A 21,783-nucleotide genomic window follows, 5' to 3' on the forward strand; every position below is an offset into this window, starting at 1 on the left:
GTAAGGGTGCCTTCGCTGGCGTTCGACTGGGACGATGGAGACCGGCCGGTCGTGGTCGGCCCGTCCGACCCGACCGTGGTGGAGCGACGCGACTGAGGGGATACCGCGGAGATGGCGAACCCGTTCGTCAAGGGTTGGAACTACCTGATGGCGCTCTTCGGTGCGAAGATCGACGAGCACGCCGACCCCAAGGTGCAGATCCAGCAGGCCATCGAGGATGCCCAGCGGCAGCACCAGGCGCTGGTCCAGCAGGCTGCCGCGGTGATCGGCAACCAGCGTCAGCTGGAGATGAAGCTCTCCCGGCAGATGTCCGAGGTCGAGCGGTTGCAGGGCAACGCCCGCCAGGCACTGGTGCTGTCCGACCAGGCCCGGGCCAAGGGTGACGAGGCCGAGGCGGCGCGGTTCGAGCAGTCGGCACAGACTCTGGCCACCCAGTTGGTCTCCGCCGAGCAGGCCACCGAGGACCTGAAGACCCTGCACGACCAGGCGTTGGGTGCCGCAGCCCAGGCCCGGCGTGCGGTCGAGAACAACTCGATGATCCTCCAGCAGAAGCTCGCCGAGCGCACCAAACTGCTCAGCCAGCTGGAGCAGGCCAAGATGCAGGAGTCGGTGGCCCGTTCGCTGGAGTCGATGTCGTCGCTGACCGCGCCCACCAACACCCCGTCGCTGGACGAGGTGCGCGACCGCATCGAGCGGCGCTACGCCAACGCGATGGGTCGCGCCGAGCTGGCCGGCAACTCCGTCGAGGGTCGGATGTTGGAGATCCAGAAGGCCACCATCGACTCGGCGGGTTCGGCCCGACTGGAGCAGATCCGGTCGAGCATGGCGGGGGAGCAGCTCGGCGGGGCGTCACAGCGACCGGGCGTGCCGCAGGCCGACAACGCCGGCCCGGCGAGCGACCCGACGGCTGCCGCCCGGCTGGACGAGCTGCGCGCCAGCATGGCCCGCGAGCGGGGCACCGGCGACCCGACCGCCGCCGGCTGAACGAGCGGACCGAGGGGGTCACGGTGGCGGACGAGCGGACGCGATACTTCCGCAGGCTTGGTCGGCTTCGCCGGTCCGCCCGGCGATGGAGTGTGCTGGCCGGTGGGCTCGGCGGCGCCGCCGCGGTGCTGACCCCGTACGCCGGCCTCGGTCTTCCCGATGCGGCCTGGGCGGGCGCCGCGGGCAGTGCGGTGGCGCTCGCCGCCTGGCGCTGGATCGACGTGCGGGCCCTGGCCGCCCAGCCGGCACCACCCGCGCTCGACCCGGCTGAGGCCGCGGCCCGGTCGCGGGCCCGGCTGGTCGCCGCCGTCGAGCGGCTGCCGGTCGGCCCGGGTGTGCTGGCCGAGGTCCGCCGGGTCCGCTCCCGGATCGCCCTGCGCGGCACCAGCGCGGGCGAGCAGTGGGCCCGTCTGGACCGGGCCGCCCTCACCCTGGCCGGGATGGCTCCCCGGCTGACCGGGCTGGCGGAGCCCGCGGTGCAGGAGGCCGCCGCCGCCGATGGTTCGCTGCGCGACCTCGCCGCACGGGTGGCCAGTGTCGAACGAGCGCTGCGGCTGGCCCCGGCCGACGCGCGGGCGCCGCTGGCCGAGGCGCACGCCGTGCTGACCGCCCAACTGGAGGGCGGGGTCGCCGCCTACGAACGGTTGGTGGTCGCCGCCGCCGGCTACCTGGCCGAGGACGCCCGACCGGAGACCGCCCACCCGGCAGCCGACCGGCTCACCGAGGCGACCGACCTGCTGCACGGGGTTGCCGGGGCGCTCGCCGAGCTGCGCGCCGTCGGCACCCCGCTGCGCGCGCCCACCCGCTGAGCGGGCCGCGCCGGCCGGTCACGGTGGTGTCGTGACCAGGACCGGGCCGGTGTAGGGCGAGCTGCCCACGACGTTGAACGACCGGATCCGGTAGTGGTAGGTCACGCCCCGGGCCAGCCCGGTGTTGGTGAAACCTCGACCGGTCACGGTGAAGGTGGCGACCTCCTGGTCGAACGCCGGGTCCAGGGCCCGCTGCACGATGAACCCGGAACCCTGGCCGGTGGGTGTGCCCGCCGCCCAGGCCAGGGTCACCGTCGCGGTGTCCGGGCCGGGCGCGCTGGCGGTGACGCTCACGCCGGTGGGGGTGCCCGGCGCGGGCGGGGTGGTCACCGTGGCGACCGTCGACCACGCGGAGGCGGCGCCCAGGTAGGTGGTCCGCACGCGGTAGTAGTACGTGGTGTCCGGTGCCACTGTGACGTCCAGGTGGTTGTCGCTGACCCCGATCGCCGTGGTGCCCGGACCGCTGGTGAACGTCGGGTTGGTCGCCCGCTGCACGTCGATGCCGGTGGCGAACGACCGGTTGGACCAGCGCAGCGCCACCCGGAGCGGCGCGGCCGGCGGGAGCGCCGCGACCAGGCCGCTGGGCGCGGCCAGGTGCACCGAGGCCGGTACCCCGTTGGACCAGGACGAGTAGCCGACGGCGTTCTCCGCCCGGATCCGGTAGTGGTAGGTCACGCCGGGGGTGACCGTCGCGTCCGTGTACCGGGTGGCGGCGGCCGCGACGGTGATCGTGGTGACCTCGCCGCCGAAGGTCGCGTCGGTGGCCCGTTGCAGCAGGTGGCTGGTGGCGGGTGGGCGTCCACCGTTGCTGGTCCAGGCCAGGGCGATCGCGGGCAGCGCGGTGGCCGAGCCGGACACCGGCGTGGCGGTGAGCCCGGTCGGTGCCTTCGGTGCCACCCGCAGCACCAGTGGCCGGGTCATCCCCCCGTCGCGGTGGCCGGCGAGCTGGCTGTGCCAGCGGTACTCCCAGCCCAGGTTGACCAGTTGGTTGACCACCATGGCGGGCCGCCCGTCCGCGGGGCTCACCGGGGTCGACCCGGTACGGGCCCCGGCCGGGCGACTTGGGTCGAGCAGTCGGACGCTGTCGCCCAGCTTGAACGGCAGCACCGGGGCGACCGGGCGTAACGCCACCACGACGTCCTCCCGGGGGTTGACCCGGACGATGTCCTTCCAGCCCAACTCGGCGCCGTGCGGTGGCCGCAGTGTGCCGTCCCAGCCGACCCGGTTGACCACCTGCACGTCGCAGCCACCGAAGTGCAGCGGCTCGGTCTGCCGCACGGCGCCACTGATCCGCCAGAGTTGGGTGCCGTCGCCCGGCGCGCCCACCGGCACGGCGGGGTCGGTGGCGAACAGCACCTCGGTGACCGGGTCGGTGGGGCCCAGCGGCAGTGTCGTCGGGTTGAGTGGCCCGGCGTGCGGGTGCCCGACGCCGAGTCGGCCGGCCAGCCGGCCATGGTCCGGCTCGAACACCTGCTGGGCGGCCTTGACAGTTACCGGCAGGGTGACCGGGCCGGCACCGCCCGCCGGGGTGAACGTCACCGTGCTGGCGTGCACCGGCACCGTGGTCTCCGACCCGGTACGGGTGCCGAACGCCGCGTCGTAGGCCGGTTGCGGCACGATCGGTGGGCGCTGGCTGGCCGCGTACGCCAGGGGTAGCCGCTCGCGCAGCCGGTTCAGGTCGTACGGCGGCGCGGGTGCCCCGCTCACCCGGAACTGGAGCAGGGTGCGGGTGTTCGGGCCGTACCCCGGCTCGGTGCGAGGGGGGCCACCGTCGGCGGTGCGGTCCGCTGCGTCGGTGTGGTGGTCGTAGCGCGGGTCGTAGCCGGGCAGCGGCGCCGGCGCGTCGTTGTACAGGATCAGGGTGCTGCCCGGGGGGACGGCGGAGAAGTCGACGAGCACGTCGGCCCGCTCGCCCGGGGCGAGCAGCAGGGTGTGCCCGTCGACGTTCAGCACGGTCGGGTCGAGCCGGTCGTACCGGTAGCCGATCGGTCGGTTCGGGAGCACCACAGGTGCGGGCAGCAGCCCGGCCTCGTTGCCGATCTGGACGAACTCGGGTCCGGCCGCCCGCGGGTCCGGCACCCCGCCGTCGCGTCCGTCGGTCGGCCAGCCCGGTGGCCGGTCCGCCGCCCGCACGGCTGGCACCATCGGCACCTCACCGCCGTCCGCGTCGGCGAGCGCGCCGTCGTCGGTCCACATCGCCGCGTCCGAGCGGGCGCGGTAGAGCTGGAGGTTCAGGTTGCGGTCCAGGCAGGCGTTGAGGATCCGGAACCGGTACGCGCGCGGTCGCACCTCCAGGTACGGGTAGGCGACGCCGTTGACGAGCGGGGTGTCGCCGTACGCCTCGGGGACCGCGCTGGGGTGTGGCAGGTCGGGGCTCAGCGGTGGTTCGTCGGGCGCGTCGACCGGGTCGTGGTGGGGGTTCGCGGCCCAGCCGTCGGTGTGGACGCCGTCCGGGCTGGGGTTGTGCGACCAGGGGCCGTAGTCCCACCGGCCGGTCGGGTTGCGTCCGCCGGCGCGGTAGGGGTTCTGCCGTGGCTGGTAGACGTGTGGGTGCCAGAGGCTGCCCCGGGCACCCCAGCGTCCCCGGTCCCAGGTCGGGTCCTCGGCGGCGAGTTGGGTGTCGTCCGGCACGAACGTCTTGTCCTCGACCACCAGGGGTAGCTGGTCGCCCGGCAGCACCCCGTCGGCGACGAGCTGGTCTTCGGCGGGGTCGGTGAGCAGGTAGAGCGCGAGCTGACCGCCGTAGACGGTGAGCCGGGCCAGGCCGACGGTGTTGTCGTGCAACCACAGCAGCCGGCCGCTCTGGTCGTTCGGGTAGTAGAGCGTGGTGGCCCCCGCGCCCGGTGCCGGCATGTCCGGCACGTGGGTCACCCCCACCCCGGTCGGGTACGGGGTGATCTCCCCGGCCGGAGTGATCCACTGCCCCGGGTTGCCGGCGCTGGTCCAGCCGGTCTGCGCCCCGGCCAGGTGCAGCACCGCCCGGTTCTGCGGGTACGGCGCCGGTCCGTCCAGTGGGCCGAGACCAGCACCGTCGATCGTGTCGTCCACCGGCAGGAACAGCTCGCCGGCCCGGCCGGTGGGGAGCTGGTTGATGAACTTCACCCGGACCGGTCGGCCCCGGCGGGCGAGGATCATCGGGCCGAGGTGCCACGGCCGGTCGGGGGGTGCCACGGTGTTGTGGCCCGTCGCGTCGGTGCCCAGGTTGAGCTGCCGGTAGCCGCGCAGCCGGGTGGCCGGCAGGTCCCGGTGCAGCCGCTGCGCGTACTCCTGTAGGCCGATCTCGTAGTAGTCGCAGCCCGGATAGCTGATCGTGTCCGGCGCTGCCACCGGCAGCTGGCTGCCGAGGTCGGACCGGCCCTGCTGGCCCGGAACGGGCAACGGGTCGACGAACTTGCGCAGTCCGGTGCCGGGCACCACCCGCCCGCCGGGATCACGCCTCGGGCGGGGGCTGTGGGCGAAGTTGGGCACCGGACCGAAGCAGCGTGGCACCACGGCCGGGTCCAGGGTCGGCGCCGGCGCGGTCTCCTCGGCGCTACGCGCGGCCGGCACGGACGGCGTCCGGTCGGTGGCGGGGTCGCCGGTGTCGCGGGTCGTCCGCTCGAAGAAGGCGAAGCGGAGTCTGCGGAACATCGCCATGACTCTCCCCGGGGTCGGGGCACGTGGTCCGCCACCCCGACGGGGCGGACCTCGGCACTCTGCTGACGGTCGGTGAGGGTTCAACCGCAGCATGCGACTCCGGCGGCCGGATAGGAATTACCCAATCGTCCGTTTCTGGGAGAACCTGGCGCTGGTCAGCTCGGTGTAGGCGGGCCGGAGCGTTCGGGCTGGCAGACCGGGCACCAGTAGGTGACCCGTTCGCCCAACTCCTCCTTGCGGATCGCCGTGCCGCAGCGACGGCAGGGTTGGGCGCGGCGGCCGTAGACGTAGCTGGTCTGCCCCCGGTGCAGCGAGCCGGTGCTGCTCTGCGTCCACCGGCCGCGGTTGGCGGCGAGCAGCCGCTGCGCCAGGGTCACCAGGCCGGGCAGGTCCGGCACCGCGTCGACCGGCGTCCACGGTGAGACACCCCGTAGGAACAGCACCTCACACTTGTAGAGATTGCCCACCCCGGCCAGGTTGCGCTGGTCGAGCAGCGCCTCCCCGATGGGCTGCTCCGGGTGGTCGGCGAGTCGGCGGACCGCCTCGGCCGGATCCCAGTCCGGGCCGAGCAGGTCCGGGCCGAGGTGGCCGACCAGCCGGTCCTCCTCGGCGGTCGGCACCAGGGCCATCTCGTGCAGGTGGTAGCCGACCGCGACGGCGCCGGGGCTGCGCAGCACCACCCGGATCAGGTGTGCGGGCCGCCCGTTCCAGCGTTCCCCCGGTGCGTACGCCCGCCAGGCGCCGTCCATCCGCAGGTGCGAGTGCAGGGTCCAGGGAGCTTCGTCGGGGGCGCCGAGGCGCAGCAGCAGGTGCTTGCCCCGGCTGACCGACTCGCGCACGGTCCAGCCGCTGAGGTCGACGGTCGCGAGCTGCGGCACGCGGAAGTCACTGCTGGTGATCCGCGTGCCGGCGAGCGCGCGGTGCAGCACGCGGGCGGTGTTCCAGACGGTGTCTCCTTCGGGCACCCTGCCATCCTCCCTCTTTCGAGCAGAATTCGCATGTGTCGCTATTTGTACTCAGGTTCCTCATGATCTCCCGACATGCGAGGGTCAAGGGGTTCTGAGGAGAATGCCCATGACGCGACCTCGTCGTCGTATCCCGTCCGCCACCCTCGTCGCCATGTCCTCCCTCCTGCTCACCGCCGCGCTCCTACCCACCGTCGGCGGCGTCGCCGATGCCGCGACCGGCGGTTCCCTCGTCCTCGCCGCTGCCGCCCCAAGCGGGGAACGGTGGGACGCCGACCTCTCCGTCGTGGACCGCGACGACGTGAACGTCCGACGCACCGCCGGCGGGCTGCGGCTGCGCGAAGCCCGGGCTACCGGGCACCGCGCGCGAAGCCCGCACAGCGCCGTCGCCGAGGGGATGCTGCTGACCACCTCCCGCACCCTGGCCCGGCCGGCCACCCGGGTCCGCGCCGAGATCAGCGCGTCGGTCCCCACCGGCGCGACAGTGGAGGCGCAGGTCCGCGGCTGGCGGACCCTCGGCTGGACGGAATGGCAGGCCGCCACCGCCGGCGCGGTCTTCGACCGGCCGGTCACCCGGGTACAGACCCGGGTGGTGCTCACCGCGCCCAACGGTGGGGCCACCGCGACGGTACGCGCCGTGCGGCTCACCGCCGACGCCACCGCCGCCGTGTCCGCCGCCACCCCCGGCCGCACCTACCGGGTGTACGCCACCCGCATCGGGTTGGTCGGCGAGGTGACCGCCAACGGCCGTATCGTGCAACCCCGGGACCACTTCGTGGCGCTGCCGTCGCGCCGTGGGCTGTCCCCGCTCAACACCGGCGACTACACCGTGCGGGTCTGCACCACCAACGGCGCCCGCTGCGAGTACGCACCGGTCTGGGACGTCGGGCCGTGGAACACCCGGGACGACTACTGGAACCCGTCATCGGTGCGGGAGAACTGGAAGAACCTGCCGCAGGGCCGGCCCGAGGCGCAGGCCGCGTACCAGTCGGGTTACAACGGAGGGCGGGACCAGTTCGGGCGTACCGTGCTCAACCCGGCCGGCATCGACCTGGCCGACGGCACGTTCTGGGACGGCCTCCGGCTGACCACCAACGCCTGGGTGGACGTCGCCTACCTGTGGACCGGCGGCGGGCCGCGCGGCGTGGTCGGTGACGGCCCGCTCAACATCCGCTCCGGGGCCAGCACGTCGTACGCCGTGCGGGGTCTCGCCGCCCGGCTGGCCCACGTGCCGATCCAGTGCTACGTCACCGGTCAGTCGGTGGCCGGCCCCTACCGCACCACCACCCGCTGGAACCGCCTGGCGACCGGCCAGTACGTCAGCCACGCCTACATCTCGAGCGTGTACGGCGGCAGCGTGCCGGTCTGCTGACCCGTGCCCGCCGGGCGCTGCGTCAGGGGCGCTCGTCGGGGCGGGCCTGCCGCACCATGTCCTGGTAGCGCGGGTGGCTGGCACCGTAGACGGCGTAGTTGAGTCGGGCGTGCGAGAGGCTCAGGTCGCCGTTGGGGCCACCCCGGACGGCGTCGGCGTCGGCGTCGGTCTGGCCGTCGTCGGTCCAGAAACAGACCGGACAGGTCCCCCCGCCGGTCCGTGACGCGCAGCAGGGACAACCCACGGGAACCACGTGTTCACCCACCGGGGCAGCATTCCACAGTCGAATATCAGCGGGAAACCCGCAGGACGTCACCCGGGGCCACCCGGAGGACGTCCACCGCGCGCCCGCCGTTGACCGCGACCGCGACCAGGTCGGCCGAGTCGACGTACACCACCAGACCGTCCGCCGGGGCGTCGCCGAAGGTCCGGCCCCGCACGGCAGGTCGGGCCGGCCCCGCACCGGGCGGCCCGACCCGCAGTGCCGCCGGAAGCGGATCGAGCACGCGCGCTGGTGCGGCCAACTGGACGTTGCCGAAATGGTCCACTGTCACCACCTCGGCGGTGAAGCCCTCGTCGTCCACGGTCAGCCTCGGCGTCGGCAGGCGGACCAGGTCCGTCGGGTCGACCGGCGGCCCCGCCTCGGCCAGCGGGGCGCCGAGTGCCAGCCGGGCCGCCACCGGCGCGAAGACGTCCCGCCCGTGGAACGTGCTGGACACCCGATCGGCCAGCCAGCGCGGCTCGACCAGCTGCACCGCGGCGCTCACCCCGCCGAGCGCGGCGGCGGCGTCCGGCAGCAGGCCGTTGTCCGGGCCGACCAGCAGCCCGCCCGGGGTGGCCAGCGCAACTCCCCGGCGGGCGGTGCCCACCCCGGGATCGACCACCGCCACGTGCACACCCACCGGCAGGTACGGCACCGTCTGCGCCAGCACCGCCGCGCCTCGCCGGACGTCCGCCGGTGGCACCAGGTGGGTCACGTCGATGACCCGGGCCGTCGGCGCGATCCGGGCGATCACCCCGTGGCAGGCGGCCACGAAACCGTCGCCGAGGCCGTAGTCGGTGGTCAGCGAGATCCAGGGCGTGACGGACATGCCCGCAGGCTAACCCGAGGATCGAACCGCACGGAGGTACGCGGAAGCATCGGAGAGCACGACGCCCGGAACGGGCCGCATCGCCCGAGGCGACAGGCACTAACCCCCGGCCGCGGTGCGTCGTTCCAGGACGAGTTCGTCGTGCAGCGGAATGCCGTCCTCGCCCACGAGGGGGATCTCCGGCTTGAGTTGGCGGGCGCGGTCCACCGCCCCCCGGTCCACGTGCACCAACCGCATACCGCGCCGTTGGTAGAAGCGCAGCGCCCGCAGGTTGTCGTTCGAGGTGATCAACCACACCCGGGCGAGGCCCGCCTCGGCGGCGATCGACGTCGCCGCCGCCAACAGGGCCGTACCGGCACCGGCGCCCGGCACGGCCGCGACGAGGCTGATGACCTCCAGGCCGTCCCCGTCGACGTGGTAGGTCAACGCGCCGGCCACTGCCGCGTCGCCGTCGACCGCGACCAGAGTCGGCAGGGTACGCACGTCATGCCGGGTGTCGTGGGCGACCACATACGGGCCACCCCACTCGCGTTCGTGCAACGCCTCGACCGCCGCCCGCTCGGCGGCTCGCGCCGGCCGTACCTCCAACCCGTCCACGACCCGACCGCCTTCCGTCCGCGCCTGACCGCCGGCCCTGGAGCGTACCGGCCGACGGGCGGTCGACCGGTGGTTGGCGGAAACGGGACAGCGAGGTGACCGACCGGCCCCTCGCGCTGTCCGGCGCGGTTGGGCAGACTGCGGTGGTGACACTTCGGAGCCTGCCCACCGTCGGAGCCCTGTTGGTCGTCGCCGCCATCACGGCCGGTTGCGGCGGCGGTGACGACGACGCGGCCCCGTCGAGCGCGGCCCCCAGCGTGTCGTCCTTCTCGGCCCCGGCAGCCACCGGTCTACCCGGTGCGCCCACTCCCTCGGCCCTCCCGTCCAGCACCGGTGGCGTCACGTCCCCGCCGGCACCGGCGACCGCCGCGCCGCAGGGGCCCACGCAACGCCGTCCGGCCAGCACGCCGCCGGTGGTGCTGCCGCAGCGGCCGGCGGGGGCTCCGGGCGCCACGCAGGTGGTCACCGCGTTCAAGGCCGCCGGTCTCAAGGTGTCGAACCCGAGGGACCGTTCGGTGGACTGCGGACCGGACGGGCTGGGCCTGGGCTGTTCCGAGGTCGTCGCCACCGACGCCGTCACGGTGTACGTGTTTCCCGACGAGACCAGCGCCAGCGACATCGCGGAGACCTGGGGCGGTCAGTCGTACCGACGCGGAGCGGTGGTGCTCAACTACCTGGCGGCAAAGACCCCGGCCGCCGACCGGCTGCGATACGAGAAGGTGCTCAACGGCCTCGGCTGAGCGCGGTCAGCCGCGCAGGCGCAGGCCACGGGGGGTGGCCCGGAACCCGGCGGCGGTCAGCGCGTCGCGCAGCGGTGAGGAGTGCACCGCCTCGCCGTCGGCCCGCTCCACCGACATCGCACCCAACGCGCCCGAGTGCACGGCGTCGGCGAGCGCCTTGCCGGCCGCGGCGAGCGCGTCCGCGTCGTCGTTGAAGGAGAGCAGCGTCCGGCCACCGCGTTCCACGTAGAGGACGAGGTCGCCACCGACCTGCACCACCAGCGCACCGGCCTTGCGACCGGCACGGTGCCCGGTCGCCGGAGCGGCCCCGTCGCCGGAGTCGAGCACCCGCTCCGGCCAGGGCAGCGCCGCACCGTACGGGTTGGCGGGGTCGGTGGCGGCGAGCACGGTGGCCGGTGCGCCCCGGCCCCGGGCGCCGTCGGTGGGCTCGGCCAACGCGCGGAGGCGGTCCACCGCGCCGGGCACCGCGAACTGCGCCGCGCCCAGCCCTTCGACGAAGTAACCACGGCGGGCCGCGCCGCGCTCCTCCAGCGCCGACAGCACCGGGTAGACCGCCGAGAAACCGCCGACCACCTGTTCGGCCATCACCGCGCCGCGGGTGACCACCCCGTGTCGCTCCAGCAGGACGTCGGCGAGCGCGGCGGCCCGCCGGGTCGGGTCGACGTCCCGCTCCGGCAGGCGTGACCACCGACCGGCGACGGTCGGCGGACCACCGCGGGTGGGCAGCGCCACCCGACCGGGACGCCGGTAACGGGTGCGCGGCGCGGACGGCCGCGAGCGGTGCGCACCACCAGCGCCGAGCACCGCGCGCAGCGGAGCGAGGGTGTCGTTGGTGAGGTGCCCGGCCCAGACCAGGTCCCAGATCACGCCGGTCAGCGCGGCGTCGTCGGTGGAGCCGACCCGGTCGGCCAGCGGCCGGAAGAACAACGCCTGCCCGTCGCCGAGCGCGTCGAGCACCGCGTCGTGCAGCGGGGTACGGGTCAACGCCTCGTCCGGCGGCGGGAGCAGCAGCGGTGCGGCGTCCGCGTACGCGAGGGTCACCCAGCCGTCACCACCGGAGATCGCCCCCGACCCGGCCCAGAGCACCTCCCCGCTGGCGCACAGCTCGTCGAGCTGGGCGGGGGAGTAGTCGGCGACCCGACCGGGCAGCACCAACCGTTCCAGGGCGGACGCCGGCACCGCCGCGCCCTGCAACTGCTCCACCGTCGCGGCGAGCGCCTCCACCCCTCGGGCGGACGAGCCGACCTGCTGCCAACGTGGCAGGAACGTGGCGAGCGCCCGGGGCGGCACCGGCTCGATCTCGCGGCGTAGCGCCGCGAGCGAGCGGCGGCGCAGCATCCGCAGCACCTCGGCGTCGCACCACTGGGCACCGGCAGACTCCGGGGTGAACTCCCCGGACACCACCCGCCCGGTGGCGCCGAGCCGGCGCAACGCCTGCTCGACGACGAACACGCCGAGCCCGAAGCGGGCCGCGCAACTGGCGGCGGCGAACGGCCCGTGCGTGCGGGCGTAGCGGGCCACCAGGTCACCGAGCGGATCGGCCACCGGGGCGAGGTACGCCTCGGCCACCCCGACCGGCAGCGCCACGCCGAGGGCGTCACGCAGCCGGCCGGCGTCCTCGACGCCCACCCAGCGCTGCTCGCCGGCGATCCGGACCCGCAGCACCCGGCGGGTCGCCTCCAGCTCGGTCAGCCAGGCCCCGGGCACTCCTCGCTCGGTCAGCTCGGCGTCGCTCAGGTCACCGAGCACCCGCAGCAGCTCGACGACGTCCTCGGCGTCGCGGGGGCGGCGTTGCTCGGTCAGCCAGCGCAACTGCCGATCCGTCTCGGTGAGCACGGCCGGGTCGAGCAGCTCGCGCAGGTCGACCCGGCCGAGCAACTCGCCGAGGAGCGTGGAGTCGAGGGCGAGCGCGGCGGCGCGACGCTCGGCCAGCGGAGCGTCGCCCTCGTAGAGGAACGCGCCGACGTAACCGAAGAGCAGCGACCGGGCGAACGGCGACGGCGCGCTGGTCTCGACCTCGACCAGCCGCACCTTTCGGGTGGCCAGGTCTCGCATCAGGCCGGCCAGTGCCGGCTGGTCGAAGACGTCCTGGAGGCACTCTCGGGCGGCCTCCAGGGTGACCGGGAAGTCCGCGTACTCGCGGGCGACGTCGAGCAGTTGAGCGGCGCGTTGCCGCTGCTGCCAGAGCGGTTGGCGGCGGCGCGGGTCGCGGCGGGGCAGCAGCAGCGACCGGGCCGCGCACTCCCGGAAACGGGCGGCGAAGAGCGCGGACGTGCCGACCGACTCCTCGACGAGTTGGGCGATCTCGTCCGGCTCGAAGACCACCACCTCGGCGCCGGGCGGCTCGTCGGCGGTGTCCGGAAGTCGCACCACGATGCCGTCGTCGGAGGGCATCACCTGGGCGTCCACCCCGTACCGCTCGGCCAGCCGGCGACCGACGGCGAGCGCCCACGGCCCGTTGACCCGGGCGCCGAGGACGCTGTGCACGGCGAGCCGCCAGTCGCCCAGCTCGTCGCGGAACCGCTCGACCACGACGGTGCGGTCGTCGGGCAGCGAACGGGTGGCCTCCCGCTGCTCGCGCAGGTAGGCCATCAGGTTGCCGGCGGCCCAGTCGTCCAGGCCGCCGTCGCGCAGCGTGGCCAGCGCCGCCTCGTCGCTCTGCCGCAGCAGGGTGCGCACCCGGGCGCCGATGGCCCGGCCCAGCTCCACCGGCCGGCCCAGCTGGTCGCCCTTCCAGAAGGGCATCCGCGCGGCCTGACCGGGGGCGGGCGAGACCAGCACCCGGTCGGGCGTGATCTCCTCGATGCGCCAGGAGGAGGAGCCGAGCAGGAAGACGTCGCCGACCCGCGACTCGTAGACCATCTCCTCGTCCAGCTCACCGACGCGGGCGGCCCGTTCGGCACCGGCCAGGAAGACCCCGAACAGGCCCCGGTCCGGGATCGTGCCGCCGCTGGTCACCGCGAGTCGTTGTGCGCCGGGACGCCCGGTGAGCAGGTCGGTGGTGCGGTCCCAGACCAGTCGGGGGCGCAGCTCGGCGAAGGCGGTGGACGGGTAGCGGCCGGAGAGCATGTCCAGCACGGCGTGCAGCGCGGAGTCGGGCAACTCGGCGAAGGGGGCAGCCCGGCGGACCAGCACGGCCAGGTCACCGAGCGGCCACGGCTCCAGTGCCACCATCGCGACGATCTGCTGGGCCAGCACGTCCAGCGGGTTGCGCGGGTAGTGCAGCTCCTCGATCGCGCCGTCGGTCATCCGCTCGGCGACCACCGCGCAGGACAGCAGGTCACCGCGGTGCTTGGGGAAGACCACCCCACGGGAGACCGCCCCCACCTGATGCCCGGCCCGGCCGACCCGTTGCAGACCGGCGGCCACGCTGGGTGGGGCCTCGATCTGCACCACCAGGTCGACAGCGCCCATGTCGATGCCCAGCTCCAGGCTGGAGGTGGCCACCACCGCCGGAAGTTGGCCGGACTTGAGCGCCTCCTCGATGTGCTTGCGCTCCTCCCGGGAGACGCTGCCGTGGTGGGCGCGGGCGATCACCGGCGACGCGCCGGTGGCCGCGCCGGACTGGGCCATCACCTCGGCCGGTGGCCGGTTGCGCACCGGACCGGCGGGGCCACCCCACCGCTGCGCGCCGGCCGCCGGGTCGCGGTCGGCCGCCAGGTCGTCGCCGGCCGACAACCCCTCCGGTACGCCGAGCGCGCTCTCGGCCGATGAGGATGCGGCCTCTTCGGCGGCCAGCTCGTTGAGCCGGGCGCAGAGGCGCTCGGCGCTGCGGCGGGAGTTGGTGAAGACGATGGTCGAGCGGTGCTGCCCGATGAGGGTGAAGACCCGCTCCTCGACGGCCGGCCAGATCGAGGCGCGACGCGGGCCGGGGCCGCCGAGGTCGTCCTCCGGTGGCTGCTCCTGCTCGTCGAGGCGGGTCATGTCCTCCACCGGGACCTGAACGCTGACCTCGATGGTCTTCGGGGTGGCCGGTTGCACCACGTCGACCGGGCGGGCGCCGCCGAGGAACTGCGCGCAGGCGTCGATCGGCCGGACGGTGGCGGAGAGCCCGATGCGTTGCGCCGGGGCGGGCAGCAGCTCGTCGAGGCGTTCGAGGGAGAGGGCGAGGTGGGCGCCACGTTTGCTGCCGGCCACCGCGTGCACCTCGTCGACGATCACCGTCTGGACGCCGCGCAGCGAATCGCGGGCGGCGGACGTGAGCAGCAGGAACAGCGACTCGGGTGTGGTGATGAGGATGTCCGGTGGGGTGCGGGCGAAGGCTCGTCGCTCGTCGGCCGGTGTGTCGCCGGTGCGCATGCCGACGGTGATGTCGGGCGGTGCGACGCCCAGCCGGGTCGCCGCCTGCCGGATCCCGGCCAGCGGGGCGCGCAGGTTGCGTTCGACGTCGACGGCGAGGGCCTTGAGTGGGCTGACGTAGAGCACTCGACACCGCTGGCGGGCCTCGGTCGGTGCCGGTTCGCGGGCGAGCCGGTCCAGTGACCAGAGGAAGGCCGCGAGCGTCTTGCCCGAGCCGGTGGGTGCCACGACGAGGGCGTTGCGGCCGGCGGCGACGGACCGCCAGGCGCCGGTCTGGGCGGCGGTGGGCGCGGCGAAGGCCGCGTCGAACCAGGCACGGGTGGCCGGACCGAACCCGGCGAGCACCGTGCGGGCGTCTGCGTCTGCCCCGGTCACCGGTCCATCGTGCCCCGCCGGTACGACATCCACGAGCGACCCGATGCGGAATGTGCCCGAGTAAAGGAAAAAGCGTGGAACGTGCGCTTAATACGTTAAGTCTCACTTAACTGCTTGCTTCCACGGAGCAACATAAAGTAACTTCACTCGCAACGCGAACCGGGGTGAGGGGATTTGATGGCCGGCGAGCAGCGCACCGTCGAACCGGGCACCGACGTGCTGATTCGCAAGGTTGACAGTCATCTTGCCGCGCTCCGTGGTGGTCTGCACGGCCCCGAGCTGGAGCTCGCCGAACGCCTCGCCCGCTGTCTACGGGAGTTGGTCCTCTGCACCGCCCAGGCGAGTGCGGCCGATCGCGGCCAGGTTCGCGTCGCCGTCCACTACTTCGTGCTGCGTCGGGAGAGCCGTGGCCGGTTGCTCTCGGTGCGGTCGCTGGCCGTGGCGGAGCGGGTCGTCGATCGGGTCGCGCGCCAACTCGGCCGTCCGGACCTACTTGCCGAGCTCCACCGCAACCGCCCCACCCCGGACGACACCAAACCCCTCAGCAACGCCCTCCAGCACTGACCCCCCGCCCACCCCCCTCCGCCCGGTCGATCATGGAGTTGTGGTGGGTGACAAAAGCGTTCTTTTCCGATCAAGATGGACACCACTACTCCATGATCGACGCGGAGCTGGGTGGGTGGACTGCGGACGAATTCCGGCAAAACCGCCCGGAGGGCGATGAACTGGCGTCTGATCGCTGCTAGGCGCCACCGCTGTACGGGCGTCGGCCACCTCGATCGGGAGCGCAGGTGCTGGTACTGCTCGTCCTCCACCTCGCGGCGGCTCTCGCCGCACCGCTGCTTGTCCGGTGGTGGGGTTCGAGCGCGTGCTATGCGCTGGCGCTGGCGCCCGCCGCCGCGTTCTGCTGGGCGGTGGCCCGCACCCCGGACGTCGGCGACGGCGGGGCGGTGGTCGAGACGTACCCGTGGATCCAGCAGTTGGGTCTGGACATCGCGCTGCGGCTCACCACGCTGTCCTGGCTGATGACACTGCTGATCGGCGGCGTCGGCGCGCTGGTCCTGGTCTACAGCGCCCGCTACTTCAGTACCGGCTCCACCGGAATGGCGCAGTTCGCCGGGGTCCTGGTGGCCTTCGCCGGCGCGATGCTCGTCCTGGTCTTCGCCGACGACCTGCTGCTGCTCTACGTCGGTTGGGAGCTGACCACGATCTTCTCGTACCTGCTGATCGGGCACAGCACCGAACGGCGGTCCAGCCGGTGGGCGGCGGCGCAGGCGTTGACGGTCACCACGCTGGGCGGGCTCGCCATGCTGGTCGGGTTCATCATGCTGGGCGAGCACGCCGGCACCTACCGCTGGTCGGAGCTCAGCACCCAGCCGCTGCCCGGCGGCGGGTACCTGGTCGGCGCCGTGCTGCTGATCCTGGCCGGCGCGCTGTCCAAGTCGGCGGTGCTGCCGTTCAACTCCTGGCTACCGGTCGCGATGGCGGCCCCCACGCCGGTCAGCGCGTACCTGCACGCCGCCGCGATGGTCAAGGGCGGCGTCTACCTGGTCGGGCTGCTCGCGCCGGTGCTCGCCACGGTCGGCCCGTGGCGGCCGGTGGTGCAGGTCGCCGGCGTGGCGACAATGCTCGTCGGCGGTTGGGCGGCACTGCGGCAGACCGATCTGAAACTGCTGCTGGCGTACGGGACGGTCAGTCAGCTCGGTCTGCTGGTCGCGGTCACCGGGTCGGGCACCCCCGACGCGGCCCTGGCCGGCGTGGCGATGCTGCTGGCGCACGCGCTGTTCAAGGCGGCGCTGTTCCTGGTCGTCGGCATCATCGACCACGGTGCCGGCACCCGTGACCTGCGCGAGTTGACCGGACTGCGGCGCTGGTCCAGGTCGCTGTTCGTGGTGGCGGTGCTGGCCGCGGCGTCGATGGCCGGCGTGCCGCCGCTGGTCGGCTTCGTGTCCAAGGAGGCGGTGTTCGCGGCGTTCACCCACCAGCCGGTGCTCCTCAGCGGTCTGGTCGTCGGGACGGTGCTCACCGTCGCGTACAGCGCACGCTTCCTCTGGGGCGCGTTCGCCGACCGGCCGGGCGTGGCACCGGTCCGACCGGGACCGGTCGCCGCATCGATGCTGGTCCCGCCGGCGGTGCTCGCCGGGGTCGGTCTCCTCGCCGGCCCGGCCGCGAGCGTGTTGGACGAGCTGTTGAGCCCGTACGCCGATCTGCTCGGTGAGGTGGACGCGCACCTGGCGCTCTGGTCCGGGCCGACTCCGGCGCTCGGCCTGTCCGTCGTGGCGCTCGTCGGCGGTGGCCTGCTCTTCGCCCTGCGCGGCCCGTTCGCCCCGGTGCTGGCCCGGCTGCGCGCGCCGGTGAGCGGCAACCAGGGGTACGAGTGGATCGTGGGCCGGTTGGACCGGCTGGCCATCGAAGTCACCGGCGCGACCCAGCGTGGTTCCCTGCCGCAGTATCTGGCCATCATCCTGCTCGCCCTGGTGCTGGTGCCCGGTACGGCGATGCTCTCCGCCGGCCCGTGGCGGGCGAGGATCCCGCTCTGGGACAGCCTGCTGCAACCGGTGGTCGTCGTGGTGATCGCGGTCGCCGCGGTGCTGGCGGTCGGTGCCCGTCGCCGTCTGACGGCGATGCTGCTGGTGGGGATGACCGGCTACGGCACGGCGATGCTGTTCGTCCTGCACGGAGCACCCGATCTGGCGCTGACCCAGTTTCTGGTGGAGACCGCGACGATCGCGGTCTTCGTGCTGGTGCTGCGTCGCCTGCCGGAGCGGTTCTCGGCCCGTCCGCTGCGTCGTACCCGCTGGGCCCGTCGGGTCATCGGGGTGGCGGCGGGAGTGGTGGCCGCCGGGTTGGCCCTCGCCGCCGTCGGCGCCCGCCGGGCACCGGACATCTCCGCCGCCTTCCCGGATCTGGCGGTTGTGCAGGGGTACGGCCGCAACGTGGTCAACGTGACCCTTGTCGACATCCGGGCCTGGGACACGATGGGCGAGCTGGCGGTGTTGGTGGTGGCCGCTACCGGGGTGGCCAGCCTGATCTTCGAGCGCTCCCGCACCGGGCCGCGGCCGCGTCGGCCCGAGTCCGACCAGCGGGTGGGTGCACGCGACCGGCCGGTCTGGCTGCGCGGTGGGCCCACTCTCTACGAGGAACGCCGCTCGATCGTGTTGGAGGTGGTCATCCGGCTGATCTTCCACACCGTGGTGCTGTTCTCGCTGTTCCTGCTCTTCTCCGGGCACAACGCGCCGGGCGGCGGGTTCGCCGGTGGGCTGGTAGCGGGTCTGGCCCTGGTGGTCCGCTATCTGGCCGGTGGCCGGTACGAGCTGACCGAGGCGGCCCCGATCGGCGCCGGCGCGATTCTCGGCGCCGGGCTGGCCGTGGCGGTGGGCAGTGGCGTGGTGGCGCTGCTGGTCGGCGGGTCGGTGCTGGAGAGCGCGAAGGTCGACCGCGTCCTGCCCCTGGTCGGTGACGCTCATCTGGTCACGTCGCTCTTCTTCGACATCGGCGTGTACCTGGTCGTGATCGGGTTGGTGCTGGACATCCTGCGCAGCCTCGGCGCCGAGGTGGACCGGCACATCGAGGCCACTGGAACGTCCACCGGCGGGTTGGCCGTCGACAAGGGAGATCGACCGTGAGCGCGAGGAGTGAGCCGGGTTTGCGAGCCCCGCAGTCGCGAACAGAGGTGGCACGGTGACAGCGAGTGGTGCGCGGCCGACGTTGGTGCTGGTGCTGGCCGTCGCGGTGCTGGTCGGGTGTGGGGTGATCCTGCTGTTGGAGCGCAGCCTGACCCGGATCCTGCTCGGGGTGGTCATGCTCGGAAACGGGGTGAACCTGTTGATCCTGTTCGGCGGTCGGTCGGGTGGGGCGCCGATCGTCGGCACCGGGCCGGTGGAGCGGATGAGCGACCCGCTGCCGCAGGCGATGGTGTTGACCTCCATCGTGATCACCTTCGGGTTCACCGCGTTCCTGCTCGCGGTGGCGTACCGCAGCTGGTATCTCTCCGGTGACGACGAGGTGCCTGACGACCTGGAGGACCGGCAGATCATCCGCCGGGCCGGGCGCAACGAGATGGGCGCGGTCGATCACGGTGGCGAGGGCCCGAACGGTGACCCGGAGCAGGTCGACCCCGAGCCGGCCCGCCGACGGTTACGACGCGGGGACGAGTCGCGATGAGCAGCCTGGTGCCGCTGCCGGTGGTGGTGCCGCTGCTCGGTGCGGCGCTGACCCTGTTACTGGCCGGGAAGCCCCGACTGCAGCGCGCGATCAGCGTGCTGTGTCTGAGCGGCACCCTCACGGTGGCGGTGCTGCTGCTGGTGCAGGCGTACCGGCACGGGCCGGTGGTGGTGGCGGTCGGGGCGTGGCCGGCGCCGGTCGGCATCGTCCTGGTGGCCGACCAACTGGCCGCGCTGATGCTGGTGGTGTCCTCGGCGGTGACACTCTGTGTGCTGCTGTACTCGATCGGCCAGGGTCGCAGCGAGACGAGCGAGAGCTCACCGGTGTCGATCTTCCACCCGACGTACCTGGTGCTCACCGCCGGCGTCACCAACGCGTTCCTGGCCGGTGACCTGTTCAACCTCTTCGTCGGCTTCGAGATCCTGCTGGCCGCGAGCTTCGTGCTGATCACGCTGGGCGGCACCGAGACCCGGATCCGGACCGGGTCGACGTACGTGGTGGTCAGCATCTTGTCCTCGATGATGTTCCTGACGGCGGTGGGCCTGGTGTACGCGGCCACCGGCACGCTCAACCTCGCCCAGCTCGCCCAGCGCCTCGACGACCTGCCCGACGGTGTCCGACTGGCCCTGGAGCTGATGTTGTTGCTGGCCTTCGCGATCAAGGCGGCGGTCTTTCCCCTGTCGGCCTGGCTGCCGGACAGCTACCCCACCGCTCCGGCCCCGGTCACGGCCGTCTTCGCGGGTCTGCTCACCAAGGTGGGCGTGTACGCGATCATCCGTACCGAGACGTTGCTGTTTCCGGGCGGGCAGGCGGACACGTTGCTCATGGTCGTCGCCGGGCTGACCATGGTGGTCGGCATCCTCGGCGCGGTGGCCCAGTCCGACCTGAAACGGCTCTTCTCGTTCACCCTGGTCAGCCACATCGGCTACATGATCTTCGGGGTGGCGTTGAGTACCGCCGCCGGGCTCTCCGGCGCGATCTTCTACGTGGTGCACCACATCACCATCCAGACCACGCTGTTCCTGGTCGCCGGACTGGTCGAGGAGCGCGCCGGCAGTACCGACCTGCGCCGCATCGGAGGGTTGGCCCGGGTGGCGCCGCTGCTCGGGGTGTTGTTCTTCGTCCCGGCCATGAACCTCGCCGGGGTGCCGCCGTTCTCCGGTTTCCTCGGCAAGCTCGGGCTGCTCCAGGCCGGGGTGGCGGCTGGCGGGCCACTGCCCGGGGTGCTGGTGGCCGCCGGCACGTTGACCAGCCTGCTCACCCTCTACGTGGCGTCCCGGGTGTGGAACATCGCCTTCTGGCGCGCGCCCCGGCTGGCCACCAGCGAGCCCGTCGTCCGGTTGCCGAGACTGATGGTGGGCGCCACCGTGGCGCTGGTCGCCCTCGGGCTGGCGTTGACCGTGCTGGCCGGACCACTCTTCGACGTCACCGCCGATGCGGCTGCGGACCTCCGGCTGCGTACCCCGTACGTGCGTGCCGTGCTGCCGGGCGGTGTGCCGTGACCGGCCACTCCGAGCCGGCTCCCGACGCCCCCAGGCCTGCCGTGGTGGGGCGGGGCCGGCTCGGGCGCTGGCGCGACCAGGTGGTGGCGCTCGGGTGGCTGGTGGTGGTCTGGAACCTGCTCTGGGGCGACGTCAACTGGGCCAACCTGGTCGGTGGCCTGCTGGTGGGTGGCGCGGTGCTGGTGTTCTTCCCGCTGCCGGCGGTCAGCTTCGGTGGCCGGTTGCGACCGTGGGCGCTGCTGGTGTTCGCGGGTCGGTTCGTCGTCGAACTGGTCAACGCGAGCCTGCACATCGCCCGGATCGCCGTTCAGCCCGGCTACCGGCCGCGCGGGGCCATCATCGCGGTCCGGTTGCGGGTGCCCACCGACCTGAACCTGGCGCTCACCGCCGAGGCGGTGTCGTTGGTGCCGGGCACGCTGGTCCTCGAGGTGGATCGGGACTCCGGAACGCTCTACCTGCACTTCCTGGACTCCCACGGCCCGGGGGACCTGGGCGTGGCCCGGAAACGCACGCTCGCCGTGGAACGACGCATCATCCGTGCGGTGGGCTCCGCCGCCGAACTGCGCCGCGTCGAGACCGACTCGTCCGAGAAGGGAACCCGCCCGTGACCACGTTCCTGGCCGTCGTCCTCACCGCTCTGTTGTCGGTGACCGCGCTGCTCGCGCTGCTCCGCCTCTACCGCGGCCCGTCGCTGGTGGACCGGGTGATCGCCGCGGACATGCTGCTCGCCACGATGATCGGCGCGGTGGGCGCCGAGGCGGCGGTCAACCGGCACGCCACCACCCTGCCGGTGCTGGTCGTGCTCTCGCTGCTCGGCTTCGTGGGCTCGGTGTCGCTGGTCCGCTTCGCCGTGCGGGAGCAGCAGTGATCGCGACGATCGCGGACTGGCTCGGCGCGTTCTGCCTGGTGGCCGGCGCGCTGCTCGGCCTGGCCGCCGGGATCGGCGTACTGCGGTTCCCGGATGCGCTGTCCCGGATGCACGCGGCCACCAAGCCGCAGGTGCTCGGGGTGCTCCTGCTGCTGCTGGGCATCGGGTTGCGGCTGCGGTCGCCGGCGGATCTGGGCATGATCCTGCTGGTGGCGGTCTTCCAGTTGGCGACCGCGCCCGTGGCGGCCCAGATGATCGGGCGGGCAGCGTACCGGTCGGGGCGGCTCGACCGGAGCCTGCTGGATGCCGATGAGCTGGCCGAACGCGGATCGGGCGGCGGTTCGACGGGTCCGGCGTGACGGCCCAGGAGGTCCGGCGTGA

17 protein-coding genes are annotated in these 21,783 nt (G+C 73.3%); 11 read left to right on the forward strand and 6 right to left on the reverse strand.

Features of this window, described 5'->3' with window-relative positions; genetic code table 11:
- Nucleotides 1-111 precede the first annotated feature (111 nt).
- Together O7614_RS09065 and O7614_RS09070 are read left to right on the forward strand one after the other, a co-directional pair.
- On the forward strand, nucleotides 112-984 hold the full coding sequence (locus tag O7614_RS09065; protein WP_278138013.1) for a PspA/IM30 family protein: 873 nt from the start codon (nucleotides 112-114) through the stop codon (nucleotides 982-984).
- A gap of 23 nt (nucleotides 985-1,007) precedes the next feature.
- Nucleotides 1,008-1,793, forward strand: a complete 786-nt coding sequence (locus O7614_RS09070; protein ID WP_278138014.1) for a hypothetical protein — start codon at nucleotides 1,008-1,010, stop codon at nucleotides 1,791-1,793.
- A gap of 18 nt (nucleotides 1,794-1,811) precedes the next feature.
- Here O7614_RS09070 and O7614_RS09075 read toward each other — a convergent pair whose 3' ends face one another.
- Together O7614_RS09075 and O7614_RS09080 are read right to left on the reverse strand one after the other, a co-directional pair.
- Nucleotides 1,812-5,429 (reverse strand): hypothetical protein, encoded by a 3,618-nt coding sequence (locus O7614_RS09075; protein ID WP_278138015.1) that lies wholly within the window; start codon nucleotides 5,427-5,429, stop codon nucleotides 1,812-1,814.
- A gap of 155 nt (nucleotides 5,430-5,584) precedes the next feature.
- Nucleotides 5,585-6,394, reverse strand: coding sequence for a DNA-formamidopyrimidine glycosylase family protein (locus O7614_RS09080; RefSeq protein ID WP_278138016.1), 810 nt, complete (start codon nucleotides 6,392-6,394; stop codon nucleotides 5,585-5,587).
- Between the two features lie 109 nt (nucleotides 6,395-6,503).
- Between O7614_RS09080 and O7614_RS09085 the strand changes: the two genes are divergently transcribed.
- Nucleotides 6,504-7,766, forward strand: coding sequence for a hypothetical protein (locus O7614_RS09085; protein WP_278138017.1), 1,263 nt, complete (start codon nucleotides 6,504-6,506; stop codon nucleotides 7,764-7,766).
- 22 nt (nucleotides 7,767-7,788) lie between these two features.
- On the opposite strand, the gene O7614_RS09090 is transcribed toward O7614_RS09085, so the two are convergent.
- The 3 genes from O7614_RS09090 to O7614_RS09100 all read right to left on the reverse strand — a co-directional run bounded on the left by O7614_RS09090 (nucleotide 7,789) and on the right by O7614_RS09100 (nucleotide 9,454).
- Nucleotides 7,789-8,031, reverse strand: coding sequence for a CPCC family cysteine-rich protein (locus O7614_RS09090; protein ID WP_278138018.1), 243 nt, complete (start codon nucleotides 8,029-8,031; stop codon nucleotides 7,789-7,791).
- Nucleotides 8,032-8,056: 25 nt separating this feature from the next.
- Nucleotides 8,057-8,857, reverse strand: coding sequence for an SAM-dependent chlorinase/fluorinase (locus tag O7614_RS09095; protein WP_278138020.1), 801 nt, complete (start codon nucleotides 8,855-8,857; stop codon nucleotides 8,057-8,059).
- A 99-nt stretch (nucleotides 8,858-8,956) separates the two neighbouring features.
- Nucleotides 8,957-9,454, reverse strand: a complete 498-nt coding sequence (locus O7614_RS09100; protein WP_278138021.1) for a GNAT family N-acetyltransferase — start codon at nucleotides 9,452-9,454, stop codon at nucleotides 8,957-8,959.
- Nucleotides 9,455-9,600: 146 nt separating this feature from the next.
- Here O7614_RS09100 and O7614_RS09105 point away from each other — a divergent pair, with 146 nt between their 5' ends.
- Nucleotides 9,601-10,194, forward strand: a complete 594-nt coding sequence (locus O7614_RS09105; RefSeq protein WP_278138022.1) for a hypothetical protein — start codon at nucleotides 9,601-9,603, stop codon at nucleotides 10,192-10,194.
- 6 nt (nucleotides 10,195-10,200) lie between these two features.
- On the opposite strand, the gene O7614_RS09110 is transcribed toward O7614_RS09105, so the two are convergent.
- Entirely contained in the window at nucleotides 10,201-14,868 is a 4,668-nt protein-coding gene (locus O7614_RS09110) for an ATP-dependent helicase (protein WP_278138023.1), read from the reverse strand.
- A 177-nt stretch (nucleotides 14,869-15,045) separates the two neighbouring features.
- Between O7614_RS09110 and O7614_RS09115 the strand changes: the two genes are divergently transcribed.
- The 7 genes from O7614_RS09115 to mnhG all read left to right on the forward strand — a co-directional run bounded on the left by O7614_RS09115 (nucleotide 15,046) and on the right by mnhG (nucleotide 21,761).
- Complete coding sequence (locus O7614_RS09115; protein ID WP_278138024.1) at nucleotides 15,046-15,432, forward strand: hypothetical protein; 387 nt, start codon at nucleotides 15,046-15,048, stop codon at nucleotides 15,430-15,432.
- A 227-nt stretch (nucleotides 15,433-15,659) separates the two neighbouring features.
- Nucleotides 15,660-18,494: a Na+/H+ antiporter subunit A gene (locus tag O7614_RS09120; protein ID WP_278138025.1), complete on the forward strand. Its 2,835-nt coding sequence runs from the start codon at nucleotides 15,660-15,662 to the stop codon at nucleotides 18,492-18,494.
- A gap of 55 nt (nucleotides 18,495-18,549) precedes the next feature.
- Nucleotides 18,550-19,032 (forward strand): Na(+)/H(+) antiporter subunit C, encoded by a 483-nt coding sequence (locus O7614_RS09125; protein WP_278138026.1) that lies wholly within the window; start codon nucleotides 18,550-18,552, stop codon nucleotides 19,030-19,032.
- Nucleotides 19,029-20,534 carry a Na+/H+ antiporter subunit D gene (locus O7614_RS09130; RefSeq protein ID WP_278138027.1) on the forward strand — a complete coding sequence of 502 codons (1,506 nt, stop codon included), beginning with the start codon at nucleotides 19,029-19,031 and terminating at the stop codon, nucleotides 20,532-20,534. Before O7614_RS09125 ends, O7614_RS09130 begins: the two co-directional genes overlap by 4 nt.
- Nucleotides 20,531-21,142, forward strand: coding sequence for a Na+/H+ antiporter subunit E (locus tag O7614_RS09135; RefSeq protein ID WP_278138028.1), 612 nt, complete (start codon nucleotides 20,531-20,533; stop codon nucleotides 21,140-21,142). Before O7614_RS09130 ends, O7614_RS09135 begins: the two co-directional genes overlap by 4 nt.
- Nucleotides 21,139-21,402 (forward strand): monovalent cation/H+ antiporter complex subunit F, encoded by a 264-nt coding sequence (locus tag O7614_RS09140; protein ID WP_278138029.1) that lies wholly within the window; start codon nucleotides 21,139-21,141, stop codon nucleotides 21,400-21,402. Before O7614_RS09135 ends, O7614_RS09140 begins: the two co-directional genes overlap by 4 nt.
- Nucleotides 21,402-21,761 carry a monovalent cation/H(+) antiporter subunit G gene (gene mnhG / locus O7614_RS09145; protein WP_278142198.1) on the forward strand — a complete coding sequence of 120 codons (360 nt, stop codon included), beginning with the start codon at nucleotides 21,402-21,404 and terminating at the stop codon, nucleotides 21,759-21,761. The genes O7614_RS09140 and mnhG overlap by 1 nt, the downstream gene beginning before the upstream one ends.
- The last annotated feature ends 22 nt before the right edge of the window (nucleotides 21,762-21,783 follow it).

Origin of the sequence: Micromonospora sp. WMMD961 (assembly GCF_029626145.1) — a bacterium.
GTDB lineage: Bacteria > Actinomycetota > Actinomycetes > Mycobacteriales > Micromonosporaceae > Micromonospora.

Coding starts and splice junctions, on each gene's coding strand:
- O7614_RS09095 (WP_278138020.1), bottom strand. CDS start 8,857: ATGTCCGTCACGCCCTGGATCTCGCTGACCACCGACTACGGCCTCGGC.
- O7614_RS09065 (WP_278138013.1), top strand. CDS start 112: ATGGCGAACCCGTTCGTCAAGGGTTGGAACTACCTGATGGCGCTCTTC.
- O7614_RS09130 (WP_278138027.1), top strand. CDS start 19,029: ATGAGCAGCCTGGTGCCGCTGCCGGTGGTGGTGCCGCTGCTCGGTGCG.
- O7614_RS09085 (WP_278138017.1), top strand. CDS start 6,504: ATGACGCGACCTCGTCGTCGTATCCCGTCCGCCACCCTCGTCGCCATG.
- O7614_RS09075 (WP_278138015.1), bottom strand. CDS start 5,429: ATGGCGATGTTCCGCAGACTCCGCTTCGCCTTCTTCGAGCGGACGACC.
- O7614_RS09115 (WP_278138024.1), top strand. CDS start 15,046: ATGGCCGGCGAGCAGCGCACCGTCGAACCGGGCACCGACGTGCTGATT.